Genomic DNA, 18,721 nt, shown 5'->3' with positions numbered 1-18,721 from the left:
ACGGGCCCGAAAGTTTTGATCTGCGAGTCGCATAATCAACATTATGGGAAATAATGTTTCATACTTATATAGTGAATTCAAGGCTTAAGCCGTCAAATCCCGGAATGACGCCTCCGGGTAATTCCCGCTCCAGCGTCCTGTAATCCAGGTCCACGTGCATATTCGTTAGTACAGCCAGCCTTGGATTGATCTCGCGGATCCATTCAAGCGCCTGATCCAGATTGGCGTGCGATGGATGCTCTGTGTAGCGTAGCGCATCGATGATGAATGTATCGACACCCTTGAGGGCTTCCAGGCTCTCCTGAGGCAGGCCGTTCAAATCATTGCAATAGGCGAGATTGCCGATCCGAAAACCCATGCAGCGGATGCGGCCGTGCTCCATGTCGATGGGGAGAACATCAAAGCCGCCAGCTGCACCACTAACGGTAACAGACTGGAGAGGCTCCAGATCATCCTGAAGGTCCAGAATCGCCGGGTAGCCGCCCTTCCCCTCAAAACAATATGCGAACCGCTTGGTCAGTGTGCTGCGCGCTTCTGCGCTCATATAGGTCGGAATGGGTTTCCGCATCTTAATAAATAGCGGCCGGACATCATCGATGCCGTGGCTCTGGTCCGCATGGTCGTGTGTGTAAAGGATCGCGTCGAGATGCCCAATCTGGGCGTCCAGAAGTTGCTGGCGCAGGTCCGGCGACGTGTCGATCAGGACATTCGTTACATTGCCCGCATCGTCAAAGCGCTGCACCATGGCTGAGCAGCGTGTTCGCCGATTGCGTGGGTCCGCCGGGTCACACGCGCCCCAATCGCCCCCAACCCGTGGCACACCGCCAGAAGAGCCGGTGCCGAGCAAAGTGAACACATTCCTGGTCATTTTGCGCGAACCTTGGAGAACAGTCGCTGAGCGTTCTCGTCTGTCATGGCGATGACCTCATCAACCGGTATGTCCTTCAAGGTCGCCAGCGCTTCTGCGACGTGGCGCAGATATGAAGGCTCGTTGCGCCGGCCCCGCATCGGCACAGGCGCCAGATACGGGCAATCGGTTTCCAGGATGATGCGCTCCATCGGCACTTCGGCGATGACGGCTCGAACCTCGCGCGCGCTCTTGAATGACAGGATGCCCGATACAGAGACAAACCCACCGAGCGCCAGGCCTCGCTGCGCAAGTCGCAAGCCGCCCGTATAGCAATGCAACAGAGGCACGAACTCACCGCGCGCGAATTCTTCTTCCAGTATGTCGCCCATCATATCGTCGGCTTCACGTGTGTGCAGGATGAGCGGCAGATCGGTCTGCCGCGCCGCCTCAATATGGGTTTTCAGACTTTTGACTTGGGCATCTTCCGGGCTGTAGCCATAATGGAAGTCCAGTCCGGTTTCTCCGATCGCCACAACTTTCGCGCTCTTTGCGCCCTCGACCAGCGCGTCGACCGTCAAATCAGTGAAGTCCTTGCTATGGTGTGGATGGACGCCAATGGAGCACCAGATATCCGGCTGCGCCTCTGCGATCCGCAGGACAGCCGGAAAGTTGTCGAGGCGGTCACAGATCGCCAACATGCGCTGGACACCGCTTTCGCGGGCGCGCGCAAGCACGTCTTGCAAGTCTTCCTCGTAGGGCTCGCCGTGCAGATTTACGTGGGTATCAAACATGTCTGCGACTTAGTGCGTTCTGGCGACGCCATAAAGGCCGGCAATCAGCTTGGACGCGGTCTGTGCTGCATCCATCTTCAATTCACGGGCCTGACCGGAGAGCCGTGACGTCTCAAGCCACACTTTTGCGGCATGGGCATCCGTCTCTGCGCGATCGGCCAGCCATGCCAGAATCTCTTCCAGGAAAGCCTGCAAAGCCGTCTCATCCTGACTGGCAGACTGCATGGCATCTGTAACCAGCGCATCATTGGGTTTCGGCAAGCTGCGTAGTAGAGCCCGTGCGGCATTTGCGGAGGCCAGTCCGGACGGCGTGGAAAGCCTGACGCCGAGACCTGGTCGGCCTTTTGCGAGAGATACGGCTTCTCTTGGCGCGTCCGCCAAATCGAGCGCAGCTTTCACATCATCATCGCTGAGACGGCCGAGGCGCAGCACCCGGCAGCGTGAGCGAATGGTCGGCAGGATGGGCATGGTGCCGTGATTGACCAGGAACAGCACGCTGTGCTCTGGCGGTTCTTCAAGTGTCTTCAGTAGGGCGTTCGCGCCGTTGCGATTGAGTTCGTCCAGCGCATCAATGATGCCGATGCGCCACCCGCCCTGGGCCGGCTTCAGAGAGAAGAAATGCGTCAGTTCGCGAATCTGCTCGACTGAGATGTCCTGGCGCAGCTTGCCCTTGTCGTTGAGTTCCCGGTGCACAATACGCAAGTCCGGATGGCCGCCTGACAGGCAAATGCGTGCCACCGGGTCATCATCGCTGATATCAAAGGGCGCATCTTCCGGGCCACGCGCGCCGAGCATGTAGGCCGCGAGCCGCTGCGCGAGCCGCGCTTTGCCAATGCCCGACGGTCCCTCGATCAGCCAACCATGATGCAGCTTTCCGCTGACAGCCGCAGCGTGGAAAGACATCTCAGCCGCGCGATGTCCGAAGAGAGGCCAAGCGATGCCCATCAGGCGTGAGCCTTCAAGTCAAAGCGCTTGGAGATCGCCGTCCACGCCGCCTCAAAGACACTGTCGATATCTCGCGAAGCATCAATCAGCACGCAGCGCTCAGGTTCAGACCGCGCGAGCGTTATGAAAGCCTGCCGCACCGCGTGGTGAAAGTCATCATTCCGCTTCTCGAACGAATCTTTCGCGCCGCCGCGTTGCGAGCGTCGGTCTGATGTTGTCTCTAGGGGCGCATCGAGTACCAGCGTGAGGCTAGGTATTGTGCCAGCGAGAACAGAGGCTTCCATATTCCGGAGAATGGCCTCAGCCACACCGCCTTTGACGCTTTGATAGACGCGTGTGGAATCAGCAAAGCGATCACAGATCACCCATTTTCCGTCTTTCAACGCAGGCCGGATCAGCTTGTCCAGATGGTCGCTTCGCGCGGCATTCATCAGCAGGGCTTCAGCCATAGCCGACCAGGAATCACCCTCTGGCGGATGCAGCGCCAATTCCCGGACTGCCTCAGCCAGAGGTGTTCCACCAGGCTCGCGCGTCGTGACAACTTCGCCGCCGGTCGCGACAAGTTTCTCCGCTATAGCGCGCTGCAAGGTAGACTTGCCGGTGCCTTCACCGCCTTCAAGCGTGATGAATCGGGTTTGCGCCGTATCAGCCATTGCCACCAGAGATCATCTGGCTGAGGCCTTCGACTGCGCGGCCAAAGAAACCCAGTTTCTTGACGCCGGCCTCGGCCACGATTGGGGCTTCAACGGGTGGCTGGCCATCGATAGTGACGACCAGCTTGCCCACCGTATCGCCTTCCTTGATGGGCGCTTCCAACGCATTGTCCAGCACGATTTCTGTCTTGGCTTTCTCCAGCACAGCCTTGTGACCGGCAATGGTCATCTGGCTTGCCAGTGAGACAGGAACAGTGCTGCGCTCGCCGAGCCAGACTTTCACTTCCGGCAAGACGACGCTTTCAGGCGTAATCACCTTCAGGTCATAACTCTGAAAGGCCATGCGCATCATGCGTTCGCCTTCCTGGGCCCGTGCGGCCTTGCTTTCGAGACCGTTGATCACAATCGTGCGGCGGATGCCATCGCGTATAGCGGACCCGGTCAGGCCATACCCGGACTCGTCCAGGTGCCCTGTTTTCAGCCCATCCGCGCCAGGAATCTCAAGCAGTGGATTACGATTGGCCTGAGTGTAGTCACGCCATGTATATGACGGCATGTCGTACCACTCATAATATTGCGGATAGTTGTCGATGGTCAGCTTGGCGAGCTTGGCCAGATCTTCTGCGGAGATGACATGGCCAACAGCTTCCAGACCAGTGGCATTTTTGAAGTTGGCCGAGTTCAAACCCAGTTCATGGGCCAGGGCGGTCATGCGGCGCGCAAAAGCTTCCTCAGATCCGGAAATACCTTCGGCCAGCACCATGCACGCGTCATTGCCGGACATGATGATGACACCGTGCAGCAATTCCTCGACCGTGGGCGTGTCGCCGGGGGCAAGGCCCATCGTGGACGTGCCAGAAGGGAAGCCGCCACGGCGCCAGGCGTCCTCGCTGACGGTAAGCCGGTCGGTCAGAGAAATTTCACCCCGGTCAATAAGTTCGAAGACCAGATAGGCGGTCATCATCTTCGTCATGGACGCCGGGATCATAGGTTCCGCGCCGTCTTTCGAGAAGAGTATGGTGCCGGTCGCATGATCCATGATGACGGCATGCGAGGCCGGGGTGTCCATGATCTGCGCGCGTGCACCTGACACAATCAGGGCAGTGGCGAGCATTGCGGAAAAAATCTTCGCTTTCGGCAGCATGTCTGGCCTCCGGAATGTGCTGATGTCCGGGCCGAAACAGGAAACCGGCCCTTCGTCCTGTCTATACAGGAAAAAGGGCCGGTTTGTGGTCAGCGTCAATGGTGGCAGTGAAGTGTTTTCTTTAGTCGGCGGTGACAACCCGGCCATTACCAAAGCCATCAGCGCGCAGGTCTGCTTGGACACGCTGCGCGCTATCACGGCTCATGAAGGGCCCGACGCGGACGCGGAAATAGTCTGCACCATTTACGCGGGCAGGCACCACCACAGTTGCCATGCCAGCCGGCAGGCTTCTTTCGAGATACTGCGCATTCGAAATATCAGAGAATGCGCCGACCTGGACATAATAGTCGCCCATGGCTTGCGGTTGATAGCGGCCAGGCGCTGTCGCAGTTGGTGTCGGCTTCGTGGCGACAGGCGTGTATGTGTAGACAGGCGCCGGTGTAGCATCCTGCGGAATCTCTGCAGAAGCTGTCCGATAGGTCGCCGCAGGAGTCTCAGCATGCGCTTTCGGCGCAATGGCGGGTGCAGCCCCCAGATAGCGGAGCTTGATGTTGCCACCCCCTGCTCCATTGAGACCAAGCTCGTTGGCGGCACGTTTGGAGACTTGCAACATGGCGCCTTCTTCAAACGGCCCACGATCGTTTACGCGAACGATAATTCGGGCATTCGTTTGCGGGTTGATGACCTCCACAAGGCTGGGCAGCGGCAGGCTCGGGTGCGCGGCAACCAGATCATTCTGACTGAAGGTCTCGCCATTGGCAGTTGGCAGCCCCTCGAACTCATCGCCAAAGATCGTGGCCAGCCCCGTTTCGTCAAAGACCGGGACAGGGTCCAGTGAAATCGCCTGAGCGGTAGCAGGTGTCTGCTGTTGTGCGCGCGGCGGAACCGGTTGCGCGGCCCCCTGCTCTGTCGGCGCGGGAGCAGCAAGTGCGGGCAGGGCTTCGGTTTCGACAGAAGGTTCGGTCTGCTGAGGCACAATCTGCGCCGCAGCGGCTTTCGCATCGAAGCTCTTCTGGTTGACCGTCGGGTCATAGACCGGTGCCTGCATAGAGCTCAGCGGCGCGCTGATGCTGGCATATTCACGTTTGGCGGGCTTTGGTGTCTGCGCAGCAGAGGTGCTGGCGCCCTGCCCCGGATAGTTAAACTGAACTCGGGCGCGAGCCTTATCGCGATCCACGTGGGCCTGGTCAGGAGAGATGAAAACGGTCTCGCGCTCACTGGAGATGCGTCCGCCACCGACGGACTGGCCCTTGTAAACGATAGGCGCAGGGTTTCCTTTTCCTGCCTCAGCTGTACCGGCTACAGTAAAGGCAACCATGGCGATGGCCATGAGGGAGGAAAAATGAAGGGAGCTGGACTCTGGTTTGGCGAACATTCGCTTGGCAACCTCGTTCTGAGTTCATCATTGGCGCTTTGCGCCAGATCTTCGGCTTTTCTGCCGTACCTTCCTTGTTTACCACGCTTGGGTGGACACAGGATGAACCAGATTAACCAGTTTAGGCCTTCATTTTAACCATACCTTTACGCGCATGTTTCGCTGCATGATGCACAGATTAGGGCTTGCAAAACGCGCCGCCTTGTCCGAAACAGCGCGTCTCTGGAGGAGTGGCAGAGTGGTTGAATGCGGCGGTCTTGAAAACCGTTGAGCCTTCGCGGGCTCCGGGGGTTCGAATCCCTCCTCCTCCGCCACTCTTATGCAAATCGCTGCCTTTAAAGCCCCATCGCCGAATAGGTCGAGAAGGTCACAATCGCCACGATCAGCACTCCGGCTCCCAGAATAACTGGCAATGTGAACGTTGCCCCTCTGGCGGCAGGCTCGTGCTGTGCAGTCTGCTTTGACATCATCGCAGCTCCCAGGATCAGCGGAATCGCGAGGAAAATGCCCAGCCACTCCAGCTTGAAGAGCAATTCAGGCATCGGCGTTGGCGATTTCGGAAAAATGAAAGCCAGATCCAGCGCATATACGGCGAAATATCCAAGACCAATCAGGCTTGCCAGAATATATCCGTTGTAGCGTTTCGATGCGATCAGGTATGCAAGCGCAAAGCTGCTGAGCCCCAGCAGGGTGAGGAATAGATTGAAGCTGCCTAGAATGATGGGAGAGATGGCGCTGAAATCCCGCTCCTCAATCGGTCCCCCCGGGACCATGACGCAAAGATTGGCAGCTGAAGCGACAAGCAGGGCAACAATGCCCCAGTGCAGGGTTTTCATCATGTCTGATCTCCTGATTTCGGTGAAAGTGTTTGGGTGAGCCTGGCTGACATGTCGGCAGGCGCCAACATCATGAAGATGAGCTGAGTTGCGCGCAGATTGAGAGCTCCCCGCTCGGCTGGCGCGACAGACTCCATGTGATGAGCGAACCAGTTGTCGACTTCGCGCATAGTGGAAAACGCAGTAGATACAAGGAGATCCAGAGGCAGGTCCTGGCGCACGGCCCCCACTTCCCTGCCTATGATAATCAGCAAGGTCAGGCGCTGTGTCAGCATTTGCATGAAATCGGCGAGCGCTTGCTGAGCGGCAAGATCCTGATGAATGCCCCTCGCCAGATCGGCCAGGCGAGCGTCCTGATTCATGATCGCTGACACCGTCGCCATGTTGGCAGCAGACTGGTGCCAGAAATCTTCTGGTGAGGAGGGCTTTGGATATTTCAGATCAGCCAGTTCCAGGAATTGCGCGAAAGCACGCTCGATCACAGCCCTGTAAAGGTCTGCCTTGTCCTGGAAATAGTAATAGGATTGCCCCTTGCTTGCGCCAGCCTCAAGCAGAATCCGATTCATGGATGCTGTTGTAAAGCCATGTTGAGAAAACTCTTTTTCGGCAGGATCCAGCCATCCTGCCTGTTGCTCCGGACTTAAGGCGAGGAAGCGCTGGCGCTGTTTGCTGATTGGTGAAGACGCTGAAGTCTGCATGTAACAAAGCCCGTGGACCGCTGGTCTAATCCTGCAATATTTAGACTGGCGGTCTAAATATGTCTAGAGAGCGGCTGCTTCTCCTGCCGGCAGGTCTGGCTATTGCGGAGCGAATGCGCCAGTTTTGGCTTAAGCAAGATAAAAAGGAGGAAGCGGAATGCTCGAAGGCATCAAGGTCGTCGAATATGCCACCTACATGGCTGCCCCCGGTGCGGGCGCGATATTGCGGGACTGGGGAGCAGATGTCGTCAAGATTGAGCCTCCCGGCGGCGATCCGGTACGCCTTTTCTTTCGCACGATCGGCACAGACCTTCAGGACAATCCGGTCTTTGATTTCGATAATCGCGGCAAGAAGTCGATCATCGTTGATACCTCCAAAGATGAGGGCCAGGAGATCATCCGCAAACTCGTGGCGGATGCCGATGTGTTTCTCACCAATGTCCGCCCGGGCGGGCTTGAACGCTCAGGGCTGGACTATGACAGCCTCAAATCCCTCAACCCAAAGCTCGTTTACTGCTCCCTCACGGGATACGGCCTTCAGGGCCCTGATGCCGACCGCCCCGGCTTTGACATTGCAAGCTTCTGGAGCCGCACGGGCGTTGCGCGCCTGACAGTGCCCAAGGGCGAAGAATTGTTTGCCAATCGGACGGCCTTTGGCGACCACACGACTTCCATGTCAGCGGCCGCAGGCATTTGCGCCGCGCTCGTCGAAGCTGGCCGGACAGGCAAAGGCCGCCTGGTTGAGGCCTCCCTCTTCCGCGCCGGACTCTATGCGCTTGGCTCTGATTTTGCCATTCAGCTCATGTTTGACCGCGTGGCCTCCACCAAGCCGCGACATGATCAGAATGTGCCCATCACGAATTTCTTCCAGACCAGCGATGGCGCCTGGATTTGTCTGGTCTCACGCCAGGGCGAAGTCGATTGGGGCCCGATTTGCCGGGCCATTGATCGGGAAGACCTGATAGAGGACCCCCGCTTCACCTCCGCCAAAGGGCGGCGGAAACATCGTGCCGAAGTGGTCGACATAATAGATGAGGGGTTCGCGAAATACACAAAAGACGAAATTGCCGAGCGTCTCGATGCCCAGTCTCTCGCCTGGGCGCCGGTGCAGACGCTGGCAGAGGTCGCAAAAGATCCACAGGCACATGCTGCAGGGGCCATCGTTCAGACGCCAAGCGCGAAGGGGGACGGCTCGACCTACCCCTCCCCCGCCTCGCCAGTCCGCTTCCCCGGCGCTGACGACGGACCAAAGGGACCATCGCCCGCACCGGGCGAGCATACGCGCGACGTCATGGGAGCACTTGGCTACTCCGAGGCGCAGATCGCAGACATGATTGAAGACGGCACGATCAAGGTTGGCTAGCGCCCTTTGAAGTCCGGCGTGCGCTTTTCGAGGATTGCGTCGACCCCTTCGAGGTGATCTTCCGTCTCGTGCATGAGGGCCTGAGCTGCGGCAGACATCTCCATGATGGTCTCATAGGAGGCGGTATTGCCGTGGCGCATCAGCGTCTTTGCCAGGCGTAGCGCCTGTGGTGGTTGCTGCGCGATCCGTTCGGCGAGCGCCATGGCTTCGTCCATCAACTCGTCAGCAGGCACGACTTTTGAAACCAGGCCCCATTCAGCAGCCTTGTGCGCGTCGATAACGTCACCCGTGAACAGTAGTTCTGCGGCGCGGGACGCACCAATCAGGCGCGGCATCAGCCATGCTCCACCATCACCGGGTATGAGACCCAGCTTGAGGAAGGTTACACCCATCTTTGCCTTCTCGGACGCGATACGGATATCCGCCATGCAGGCGACATCACAGCCGAGCCCGATAGCAGGACCGTTGATGGCAGAGATCAACGGCACTTCCATATTGTAGAGCGACTTCACGATCATGTGGATGTTGTTGCGATAGCCATTGCGCACAATGTGAGGTTTGCCGGAAAAAGCTCCGGTCTTCTCTTTCATCGCTTTGACGTTACCCCCGGCCGAGAAGGCGCGCCCTGCTCCGGTCAGGACGGCGCAACGGATTTCAGGATCGGCGACGATCTCGTTGCAGGCTGCCGCAATCGCAGGTCCATCCCCCTCTTCCCCCAGCGCGTTCATCGCGTCTGGGCGGTTGAGCGTCATGACCATAATGGGCCCGCGCTTCTCCAGCAGAATAATCGACATCAGGGCTTTCCTTTCCTGGATTCCGTTTCATGCCTAGCTGGCAGTCTTGGCGCGGAGTGTCCAGACGGTACGTTGCGTCGTTATTCCGGTGCGAGCCCTCTGAAAATGATGTCCAGAGCCATTTTCTGATAGCGCTCTGTCTCTTCCATATCGCTGGGGTCTTCATTGAAGGTCTCGCGAACGAGTGGAGCTACGTTGTGATACATGGTTGCCACGGAATGTAGAATGATAACCAGTTTGGAAACCTCGACCCGCCTCATTTTTCCGCTGGCCTGACAGGCTTCGATGTCCGCTACGAACTGTTGATAGAATGGCGATAGCGCTTCTCTAATTAGCCAGTTCAGGCGAGGTCCTCCGGATATGCCCTCCAACATCACAACGCGGCCGAAAGCTTTGTGTACACGGACAGCCTCCATCAGCGCGACCATTCTGAGACGCAGGCGCTTCAGCGGATCTTTCTCCTGAAGAAGCATCTCCGTGTGGGAGTTGTCCTTCATCATGTTCAACAGCATGTGCCTCATGGCCCTTTTCCAAAGGGTCAGCTTGTCTGAAAAATGATAATGTATGGTCGGTTGGGACACACCGCTTTCGCGCGCCACAGCAGTCGTGCTGGTGCCATCATAGCCATAGCGACTGAAAAGACGGATCGACGTCATTATGATGCGCTCGGCGGTCTCATTCTGGACGCCTTTTGCATCAACTCTTCTGAGTTGTTTTTCCGGCACGAAACTATCCTTGTCTCCCACCTGCAACAGCTATCGACGTCCCGAGAACGAGTGTCAACAATGGCCCCTGCATGGTATATCCAAGATAGCATTTTTGTGTCGCAAAGGTAGAAATAATTACATATCGGTCGTTTTAAGGAAAATTTTACCATGCTTGGACCGTCAACATATCTCGGCTGGAATGTTGATTTCACTCAACCTTTTGGGGAGCCAGCCTTTACAAAGCCGGATTCCGTCTCCTGGCGTATTTTCAAAAATCCAGTGGCGCTGGCTATTGGCGGTATCTGCGCCGTGCTGCTCGAATTCGCGGACCCGAGAATACGCACTGGAGTGTGGGAGCACTCGACATTCAAAACAGACCCTGTCGGGCGCTCCAAGAGAACTGGCATTGCGGCGATGGTGGGCGTCTATGGCCCGCAAAGCGCAGCGCGTCGTGTGATACAGGGCGTTACCAACATGCACGCACAGGTAAGTGGGCTCACGCCTGATGGTGTAGCCTATAGCGCCCGCGAACCGGTATTGCTTGCCTGGGTAAGCGCCACGGCCAGCTATGGATTTCTGACGGCCTATGATCGGTTTGTCGAACCGCTAAGTGTGGAGGACACAGATCGTTTCCTTCAGGAATCCTTGCCGATCACCCGGCTTTATGGTGTTGAACACCCCCTCGCCTCTCTGACAGAATTCCATACACTTCTTGAGCAATTGATGCCCGGGTTTGAGCCACACCCCATCAACGAAGAGTTTCTCACCATCATGAAGTCTGGCCGCGCCGCCAGTTTTGTGCCGCGCGGTATGCAGAGCATGGTTGTGCATGCGGCCGTCAGCATCTTGCCTGGCGCCGTACGGGAAAGACTGAATTTGGGCCCAGAATACAATCTCACGGACCGGGGTAGACGAATGACCCAGGCATTGGGCAGCTGGGCCAATCGCGTCCCCATCCCCAAAAGCCCGCCATGGGACGCCGCACTTCGACTAGGTCTTCCGCGAAGCTTTGCGTGGAAGAGTCCTGCAGCTCAAGCAGACATTCTGGAAAACTGAGGTCGCTTTAAGACTCCAGCTTACCTAAATCAGGCGAAGCGACTCTGAATCTCAACTTTGAACTCCGATAGAAATGCAGATGCCCCTGCTCTCAGATCATGGTCCAAAATCAGGGGCATCCAGATCGATATATACTTATCAGCCAGGTTGAGACTTACTGTTTTGCAAAAGGAATATATTTCTGCGCCAGAGCGTCCTGCCGGCTTTCGAGCTTTTGCTCCACGCCACTTATATATAAGGATGAAAGGTCAGTCATTGGCTCGAACGGGTCACCCGTCCAGACGGCAATATCCGCCACCATGCCGGCTTTGATCATCCCGAAAGTTCCGTCGCCCCAAACCCCTGCGGGTGTGGATGTAACTGCCTTCAAGGCTTCATTGCTAGGCACCCCCTTGGCGACCGACATACCGGCAAAGTAGCGAAGCTTGCCCGCATCATGCGCGGAAGATCCACCGCGAATGATCAGGCGAACGCCCGCCTCATACAGCCTGGCAATATTGTCTGACATGGCACCCACTGCATCGAAGCTGCCAGGCAAATTATCTGACGGGTCGACCGCAACCGGCACGCCTGCATCGGCAATTTGCTTTGCGACGAGCCACCCTTCAGAAGCTCCGACGACCACGAGGCGTATTTTCTGTGCCTTTGCGAGATTCAGAAGTGTCAGGATATCTGAGGCTCGGTCCACTCTGACTGTGAGCGGCATATCTCCTTTCACCACGGGGGAAAGCGCGTCCAGATCTGCACGCGACCAATCGCGCGACAAAAGCTTGCCTTTCTGCAGCGATGAGGCATCGCGGACATATTTGCGCACATCATCAAGATCAGCCTGCAATTGTGTAAAGGTTGCACCGCGACCATACTCCTTGGTGCGCATATCCCAGACTATTCCAACAGGCCCGGAAATGTTTCCTTCCAGGTTTCCATTAAGGTCCAGGATGGCAGCCTGACCTGCGAATGTTGCACCATCTGCGCCGGGATACGGCATGACCACGGCGCGAGTTACGCCGCCTTTCCGTGCGACCGGGATGGCAGTGGAAAGAGGGTTGATTGAATGCTGAACGTTATAGCCGGCGCTGATATCACTCGTCTGGCTGGATGTTTCAGCGGCATTCGCCCCTCCACTGATCTCGACTATGCCCAACAGAGTGTCGGTCACGATAAAGCCCGGTGTGACGGTCATGCCTGATAGGTCCACAATGCGCGCATCAGACGGAACGCTGACATTCTGCCCAACAGCGACAATGCGGCTGTTTTCGATCAGTATTGTTCCATTCTCGATTTGGCCTTGCGTATCGGCAGTCATAATTGTGGAATTGCGCAAAGCAATGGTTTCAGCGGACGCCACCTGTCCCATGACAAGCAGAGCTGTTGAAAACAATATAGACTTCAAATTCATTGGGCCATCTCCCTGACTGATTGGCCGACAAGGAAGTCAGACTCCGGCTCTGATTCTTCAGCCTCCCGGTCCACAAGTAACACCCCGTCAATAAAGACTTTCTCTGCGATGGCATAAACACTGAACGGATCATCAGACCACAGCACAACGTCTGCCATCTTCCCCTCCTTGAGACTGCCCGTTCGGTCATCAATACCCAGTTTGATGGCGGGATTGATCGTGATCCAGCGGATTGCTTCTTCGCGGCTGATTTGACGGTTTGCATGTCTGGCGGATGCCATGGCCATACCTGCCTCCAGATTCAGGCGCTGCACCAGGATTGCGCTGTCTGAGTGCAGCATTGTATGTACACCTGCCCACTCCAGGGCTGCCACGTTCAGGGGTATGGCGTCATAGGCTTCAAGTTTGAAGCCCCAGCGATCTGCCCAGGTAGCAACAGCAATGCCCTCTTCCGCGAGCTTATCGGCAATCTTGTAAGCTTCTGTGGCGTGATGGAATGTACCAATCTTGAAACCGAACTCCTTAGAGAGGTCGATCATCTGCATCATTTCATCCGCACGGTAACAGTGAATATGGGTCGTGATCTCGCCAGACAGTACACCGGCCAGAGTTTCAAGGCGCAAATCCCGCTTCTGTTTCTCGCCGCGCTTCTGTTTATCCAGATATGCCTGCGCATCAATAAAGGCACTACGATAACCCGCCATATTTCCCATACGGGTAAATGGGTCATTGCCTCGTGATGCATAAAAGATCGGGTTTTCACCGCAGGCCATTTTCAATCCATAGGGCGCATCCGGAAACTTCATACCCTGTACACTGACAGAGGGGACGTTCTTTACGGTGACAGAGCGCCCCCCAAAAAGATTGGCAGATCCTGGCAGAATTGCGAGTGTTGTAACACCTCCCTTGCGTGCAAGCTCAAAGCCGGGGTCTTGCGGCCAAATGGAGTGCTCGGCCCAGACTTCGGCAGTATTCTTGCCCGTTTTCTCGTTTCCATTGCGCATCGACGGCACACCTGGTGATGAGAACACGCCAAGGTGTGAGTGAATGTCGATTATTCCCGGGGTAACCCACTTTCCGCCAGCATCCATGATGATTGCGTTTGCAGGCGCACTTAGGTTCTGTCCGATGGCAACAATCTTCCCGTCCTGTATCAGAAGGTCCGCGTTCTCTTGAACCGGGCCATCTGCCGTAAGGATATTTGCGCGCTTTATGAGCGTAGGTTGGGAATCAGCAGGCTTGTATGTTGATGGGTATGGCGCTTCAGGTGCGGCCCATGCCTGACAAAAGCCAAGCACCAATGATGCTATAAGTACCAAGACACGCGGAGTCATGATCCGGGCCCTTCTGTTGAATTCATGTGGAGAAAAAAGGCCCGGCGCGGGGGAAGCTACGCCGGGCCTGCAAGTGCTAGAATTCCTTCTGAACACTTACATACAGATAACGTGGGGTCGCTGGGTAGAGCGATCCTCTATATCCGTATGTTTCATCTGCAAGCGGCGGGGCCTGGTCAAATAGGTTGCGTGCACCAACACGAATGCGGCTGTTGCCGAACAGACCGTCCTGCTCAAAGCTGTATTGCGCATACAGATTGACCAATGTGTGGTCATCCACACGGTAGTAGTTGCCTGCGCCGTTCGAAAGTGACGTGTCGTCAATGCCGCCAACATAAGTGGCGCTGGCACCAACGCGGAACTGATCAAAGGTCCAGGTCAGCGTGGAAGACAGACGCCATTTCGGATTGCCGTTCTGCTCAATCAGGTCTTCTGACTCCGGCAGCTCGGTCAACTCGTTGATCAGGCCAGCCTCACGTGCCGCATACATCGCTTCGATATCAGGAGACACCCCACGCTCATATGTCAGTAGACGGGACGCATTCAGGCTGAAATCGAAGTCACCTGCACGCGTGTCATCCAGGCTCCACATGAATCCAAGGTCGACACCTTCGACGGTCTGGGGCTGAAGGTTCTGATAGATATCATCCACATAAAGAACCTGACCGACAGGGTCGAGGCCTGTTCCTGCAAAGCGGGCAATATCATCAGACGTTGGATCGAGGCGGATCACATTTGGATTGCTCGAACCCTCAACACGGTTGAGATAATCGACAATCAGCGCATTGCCTCCGCCGAACACACCGACCAGGCCGGTCTGTTCAATGGACCAGTAATCAACCGTGAAGGTCATATTACCCAGGAAGTCAGCCATGCCCTGCGGCTGGAACACAGTTCCCACCGTCCAGTTCGTCGATTCTTCGGCTTCAAGATCCGGGTTCCCTGCCCTGCGGCCTGTGGCCACAACAGACGCGTTACAATCATCAAACGAAGTGATGCGGCCGGCGCGCAGGTCTGCCTCGCACAGCACCCAGTCTGTGCGGGTGTTTCCGCGTGTGACGACCGTGGCGTTAACCTGCTCCAGGTTCGGTGCCCGGAAGCCTTCAGAATACGCGCCGCGCAGTCTCAAGCCATCGACGACATCCCACGAGAGGGCGACCTTCGGTTTCGCGACGCTGCCGAAGTCGCTATAGTCTTCGTAGCGGCCGGCAAGCTGCAGGTTCAGCGCTTGTACTAGCGGTATGTTCATCTCCTCCGAGACGAGTGGAATGGCAAATTCGGTATATACCGAAGTAACATTGCGCGAGCCACTATTGTCAGGGGTCGGACTGACACCGAACATGTTGCTTTCCTGGGTGACGTCCAGAACGGTGTCATACCAAGTGATCGTGCCGTCAACATTGGGGTCGCGATCATCTAGCTGAGTTTCGCGGCGGAACTCGATACCGGCAGCCATGCCGACATCACCGGCCCACGTCTGGAAAAGGTCTGATCGTGAGATGCTCGCATCCCACTGGAACAGCGTGGTTTTATTCTTCCGGTTCGTCTCAAACATGATGGCGTCGATGGTTGCTTGAGAGCTGAAAGTATTATCGCTGCCAGGGTTTAGCGGGTTACCACCATCGAAGGGGTTGAAAGCATCCGGCGTTGACAGTGCCAGATTGGCCTGGAATGCCGTTGCATCAATGCCTTCCTGACGATCATCCACAGTTGCTTCGCTGTAGAGAAGCGCGGTTTCCCAATCCCAGCCATTGAAATCGCCGCGCAGGCCGGCAAGTGCGCGATATTGCTCTGCCGTCACGCGTACCGTGGTCGGGCCAAGGTCTGAAAAGCGCAGGGTCTGCAATACAAGCGGAACACCTTCTGCTGGCGCATCAATGCCAGGCAGACGGTTCGGGTTCAGGGTGCCGTCTTCAAAGCGGACTGGGCCAAACGGGTTCCAGTAGTTTGAAGCCGGGATGGTCATTTTGACTGAGCCGATGGTGAAGATAGAATCCTGCACGCTTTCGGTTTCGGCGCGGTAGTAGGCGGCCTCCCCGAACAGCTCCATGCCATTACCCAGATCATATTTGCTCGTGGCAAAAAGGTTGATGCGTTCAAGGTCTGGCGTGATGGAAATTGGGTAGTTCTGACGTGCATCCCAGCGCAAATTCACATCTGCTCCGGTCGTCGACGGATTACCATCATCAATGCAGATATCGTTTCCAATATCGGACAGGCAGCCCGCATTGGTGCCGGGCTGCAGGTGGAAGCTGCCGCTGCCGCTGGTGATCCGCGCACCGTTTTGCAGAACAGGTACGCCGTCTACGGTTCTGAAGACGCCCCATGGCGTTGTCGTGCTGCTGTTCAGAAGAGAATTGCTGCCTTCAAACTCCGTGCCGACAAAGAAAGGCCGAAGATCCGCAGACGCAGAGAAATCCTGATCGCTCGCCAACAGCGCAGAGCGGTCTGTATAGTTCGCAAACAGGGTGACATTGCCACGCCCCCCGTTGAATGCCGTTCCGAACAGACCATTCAGTGTCAGTTCGTCCAGATTGGTGTCCGGTGCGCCGCCATATTGCGCTTCCAGACGGGCGCCTTCGAAATCATCCTGCAGCACCATGTTTACGACACCCGCCACAGCGTCGGAGCCGTAAATGGCGCCCGCGCCGTCGCGCAGCACTTCAACGCGCTTGATTCCGTTCACTGGCACCGTGTTAGAATTGAATGTCAGGACCGGGGCCAGCGTATCGCTTGCCTGGCTGCTTGGATAGTTCACACCGCGACGGCCATTGATAAGGACCAGCGTGCTGCCAACGCCTAGATTGCGAAGGTCAACAGAGCCAACATCGCCGCGTGCGAAGTTGCTGCTGACCTGGCCAGAGGTCTGGTTGAAGCTGACATCGCCAAATTGCGGAATGGCCAGGAACAAATCCTCACCAGACACTGCGCCGATGGCTTCGATCTCATCAGCGCCGACGACCGTCACCGGCAACGCCCCAGCGACATCCGCGCCTGAAATCCGGCTGCCGACGACGACGACAACTTCCTCACGACGCGTGTCATCTGCGGCGGCGGTAGCGTCCTGGGCATTTGCACCCGCGACCCCAAACACCATGGCAGATACAGTCGCCATAAGGGTTTTCTTTGAATTCTTTATGCTCACATCGCTCTCCAAACGATCTTGGTTTTGACCATCGTCCAACGAGATCGTGATGATCCCGCTGTCCGTAAGACCGCCGGTTAGAGCTGTACCTTCGAAAAGCGCATCCATGGCTTCGCGAAGGGTCATCCTCCCCTTTATCGCGTTCGTTCTGATCGAGCCGACATCTTCTGTCTGAAAGAGAACTGAGTGCCCGGTTTGGAAGGACAGCGATTTGATGGCATCTGCGGCGCGAACCGAAGATATGTCCACTTCATACGCTTCCTGCGCCACCGACACGCCGGCTGACATAACAACCAGCGCCGCGAGACAGCACGCCATGCGTACAGCCTCATTTGGCATATTTCAGCTCCCCTTCCTCCTCGTCACGACAAACGTCGATTGCCCCAATTGGCCGTCTCATTGGTAAGACTGACCGCAGACAAAAACCCGCTATACATTTTGCTATTTTTTTGGAACTTTTTTTCATCATATGTGGCGATGTTGTATTTCTATCACATTCCGCTGGCCTTCGACCTCATGGATCATAGTCCGATCCGGGATCATTTTGCCGAGGTCAGTATCAGGCGCCCGTCCCCGGCTTCCTCAACCTGCACATCGAAAGACAGCTCAAGTGCCTCAAAGAACGCATCGGTTTCCCCGATCCGGAAAACCCCGCCAAAACGCAGTTCTGCCAGGTCTTCATCGGCGATCTCGATACGCATCGGTGTGTATCTCTGCATTTCCCGAACAACGTCCCGTAGCTGTGCGTCTTCGAAGTCCAGGAAGCCGGATCTCCAAGCAAGTTCTCGTGAAAGGGTTTGATCCGGTAATTGCTGAATCTTCTCCTGCTGACTGACAGGAGATATCTCAAGTCGTTCACCGGCTGCCAGAAAAGTCTTCTGCGCGACAGGCTTCGCGGTCTTGCTGGCGGCAGTCTTCAGCCCCTCCGCCGCCTTTTCGGGTGGACCGTCATCGTAGACGACCTTACCTTCAGAAACGGTGACGATCAGCTCATCGTCGGTCCAGCGGACAGAAAACGCCGTACCTACAGCGGTGACGGAATGCGTGCCAGCATAGACGGTAAAGGGGCGATCCGGATCATGGGCGACATCAAAAAACGCCTCCCCTTTCTCCAGATAGACGCTCCGCTCAGCTTTGACGAATGCCACGTCGAGTTTGCTGTCCGTGTTCAGATTTATACGCGAGCCATCCTGCAGAGCGATTTCCTCCGTCTGACCGACCTCCGTCGCCGCATGTATCGGCTCATCAGGTGTAGATGAAGTGACCGGTTGCTGTATATAGAATGCCACGGCCAAGGCACACGCGGTGAGCATGCCGGCAACGCCTAATGGCACTTTGAAGGAACGACCGCGAGACGGTTTTTCTATGCGTTTCAAATGCTTGCGATTACTGGCCGCCGTCCTTAATGGCTCGGCCATGCCGGCCAGCACATTGGTCTCCAGTGACACTCCGGCCAGCCGGCGGATTTCAGCATAATGTCTTGGGCTGCGCTGAATCCATTCGCGGAAAGCGGCCATGTCTTCACTCGACAGTTTGCCCGTCTCCAACTGCGCGAGCCACGCAGCCGCCTCCGCCGTAAGGTCGGGTGCGGTGGAAGAGAGCACGTCTTTCTGTTTCATTTCGCACCAATC

The 18,721-nt window shown here is 56.5% G+C and carries 16 protein-coding genes and 1 tRNA gene; 3 read left to right on the top strand and 14 right to left on the bottom strand.

Annotated elements, in window-relative coordinates:
• Positions 1–64 precede the first annotated feature (64 nt).
• The 6 genes from HY29_RS15900 to HY29_RS18660 form a co-directional block, all read right to left on the bottom strand.
• Positions 65–868, bottom strand: a complete 804-nt coding sequence (locus HY29_RS15900; protein ID WP_034798709.1) for an MBL fold metallo-hydrolase — start codon at positions 866–868, stop codon at positions 65–67.
• On the bottom strand, positions 865–1,641 hold the full coding sequence (locus HY29_RS15895) for a TatD family hydrolase (RefSeq protein WP_034798707.1): 777 nt from the start codon (positions 1,639–1,641) through the stop codon (positions 865–867). Before HY29_RS15895 ends, HY29_RS15900 begins: the two co-directional genes overlap by 4 nt.
• Before the next feature lie 9 nt (positions 1,642–1,650).
• The gene (locus HY29_RS15890; protein WP_051601647.1) at positions 1,651–2,586 is read right to left on the bottom strand and encodes a DNA polymerase III subunit delta'; all 936 of its coding nucleotides are present in this window, start codon (positions 2,584–2,586) and stop codon (positions 1,651–1,653) included.
• Positions 2,586–3,239, bottom strand: a complete 654-nt coding sequence (gene tmk / locus HY29_RS15885; protein ID WP_034798705.1) for a dTMP kinase — start codon at positions 3,237–3,239, stop codon at positions 2,586–2,588. Before tmk ends, HY29_RS15890 begins: the two co-directional genes overlap by 1 nt.
• Complete coding sequence (locus HY29_RS15880) at positions 3,232–4,383, bottom strand: D-alanyl-D-alanine carboxypeptidase family protein (RefSeq protein WP_034798703.1); 1,152 nt, start codon at positions 4,381–4,383, stop codon at positions 3,232–3,234. Before HY29_RS15880 ends, tmk begins: the two co-directional genes overlap by 8 nt.
• A 121-nt stretch (positions 4,384–4,504) precedes the next feature.
• Positions 4,505–5,758, bottom strand: a complete 1,254-nt coding sequence (locus tag HY29_RS18660) for a septal ring lytic transglycosylase RlpA family protein (protein WP_051601645.1) — start codon at positions 5,756–5,758, stop codon at positions 4,505–4,507.
• A 224-nt stretch (positions 5,759–5,982) separates the two neighbouring features.
• Here HY29_RS18660 and HY29_RS15870 point away from each other — a divergent pair.
• Positions 5,983–6,072: transfer RNA gene (locus tag HY29_RS15870), tRNA-Ser, on the top strand.
• Between the two features lie 21 nt (positions 6,073–6,093).
• Here HY29_RS15870 and HY29_RS15865 read toward each other — a convergent pair.
• Positions 6,094–6,597 carry a DUF8051 family protein gene (locus tag HY29_RS15865; RefSeq protein ID WP_051601644.1) on the bottom strand — a complete coding sequence of 168 codons (504 nt, stop codon included), beginning with the start codon at positions 6,595–6,597 and terminating at the stop codon, positions 6,094–6,096.
• The gene (locus HY29_RS15860) at positions 6,594–7,292 is read right to left on the bottom strand and encodes a TetR/AcrR family transcriptional regulator (RefSeq protein WP_034798699.1); all 699 of its coding nucleotides are present in this window, start codon (positions 7,290–7,292) and stop codon (positions 6,594–6,596) included. Before HY29_RS15860 ends, HY29_RS15865 begins: the two co-directional genes overlap by 4 nt.
• Before the next feature lie 157 nt (positions 7,293–7,449).
• Here HY29_RS15860 and HY29_RS15855 point away from each other — a divergent pair, with 157 nt between their 5' ends.
• The gene (locus tag HY29_RS15855) at positions 7,450–8,655 is read left to right on the top strand and encodes a CaiB/BaiF CoA transferase family protein (protein ID WP_034798697.1); all 1,206 of its coding nucleotides are present in this window, start codon (positions 7,450–7,452) and stop codon (positions 8,653–8,655) included.
• Here HY29_RS15855 and HY29_RS15850 read toward each other — a convergent pair.
• Together HY29_RS15850 and HY29_RS15845 are read right to left on the bottom strand one after the other, a co-directional pair.
• Positions 8,652–9,449 carry a crotonase/enoyl-CoA hydratase family protein gene (locus HY29_RS15850; RefSeq protein ID WP_034798696.1) on the bottom strand — a complete coding sequence of 266 codons (798 nt, stop codon included), beginning with the start codon at positions 9,447–9,449 and terminating at the stop codon, positions 8,652–8,654. The genes HY29_RS15855 and HY29_RS15850 overlap by 4 nt on opposite strands.
• Positions 9,450–9,529: 80 nt before the next feature.
• The gene (locus HY29_RS15845; protein WP_034798694.1) at positions 9,530–10,174 is read right to left on the bottom strand and encodes a TetR/AcrR family transcriptional regulator; all 645 of its coding nucleotides are present in this window, start codon (positions 10,172–10,174) and stop codon (positions 9,530–9,532) included.
• Between the two features lie 150 nt (positions 10,175–10,324).
• Here HY29_RS15845 and HY29_RS15840 point away from each other — a divergent pair, with 150 nt between their 5' ends.
• Positions 10,325–11,212 (top strand): oxygenase MpaB family protein, encoded by an 888-nt coding sequence (locus HY29_RS15840; RefSeq protein ID WP_034798692.1) that lies wholly within the window; start codon positions 10,325–10,327, stop codon positions 11,210–11,212.
• A 154-nt stretch (positions 11,213–11,366) separates the two neighbouring features.
• Here the strand turns inward: HY29_RS15840 and HY29_RS15835 are convergent, their stop codons facing one another.
• From HY29_RS15835 to HY29_RS15820, 4 genes are all read right to left on the bottom strand, one after another.
• The gene (locus HY29_RS15835) at positions 11,367–12,611 is read right to left on the bottom strand and encodes an amidohydrolase family protein (RefSeq protein ID WP_034798690.1); all 1,245 of its coding nucleotides are present in this window, start codon (positions 12,609–12,611) and stop codon (positions 11,367–11,369) included.
• Positions 12,608–13,945: an amidohydrolase gene (locus HY29_RS15830; protein ID WP_034798688.1), complete on the bottom strand. Its 1,338-nt coding sequence runs from the start codon at positions 13,943–13,945 to the stop codon at positions 12,608–12,610. Before HY29_RS15830 ends, HY29_RS15835 begins: the two co-directional genes overlap by 4 nt.
• Positions 13,946–14,021: 76 nt before the next feature.
• Positions 14,022–17,429, bottom strand: a complete 3,408-nt coding sequence (locus HY29_RS15825) for a TonB-dependent receptor (RefSeq protein WP_206741985.1) — start codon at positions 17,427–17,429, stop codon at positions 14,022–14,024.
• 200 nt (positions 17,430–17,629) lie between these two features.
• On the bottom strand, positions 17,630–18,709 hold the full coding sequence (locus tag HY29_RS15820) for a FecR family protein (RefSeq protein ID WP_034798687.1): 1,080 nt from the start codon (positions 18,707–18,709) through the stop codon (positions 17,630–17,632).
• Positions 18,710–18,721 lie beyond the last annotated feature (12 nt).

The organism is Hyphomonas beringensis (assembly GCF_000682755.1).
Classification (GTDB): Bacteria; Pseudomonadota; Alphaproteobacteria; order Caulobacterales; family Hyphomonadaceae; genus Hyphomonas; species Hyphomonas beringensis.
This window is presented reverse-complemented; position numbering and strand designations above follow the sequence as displayed.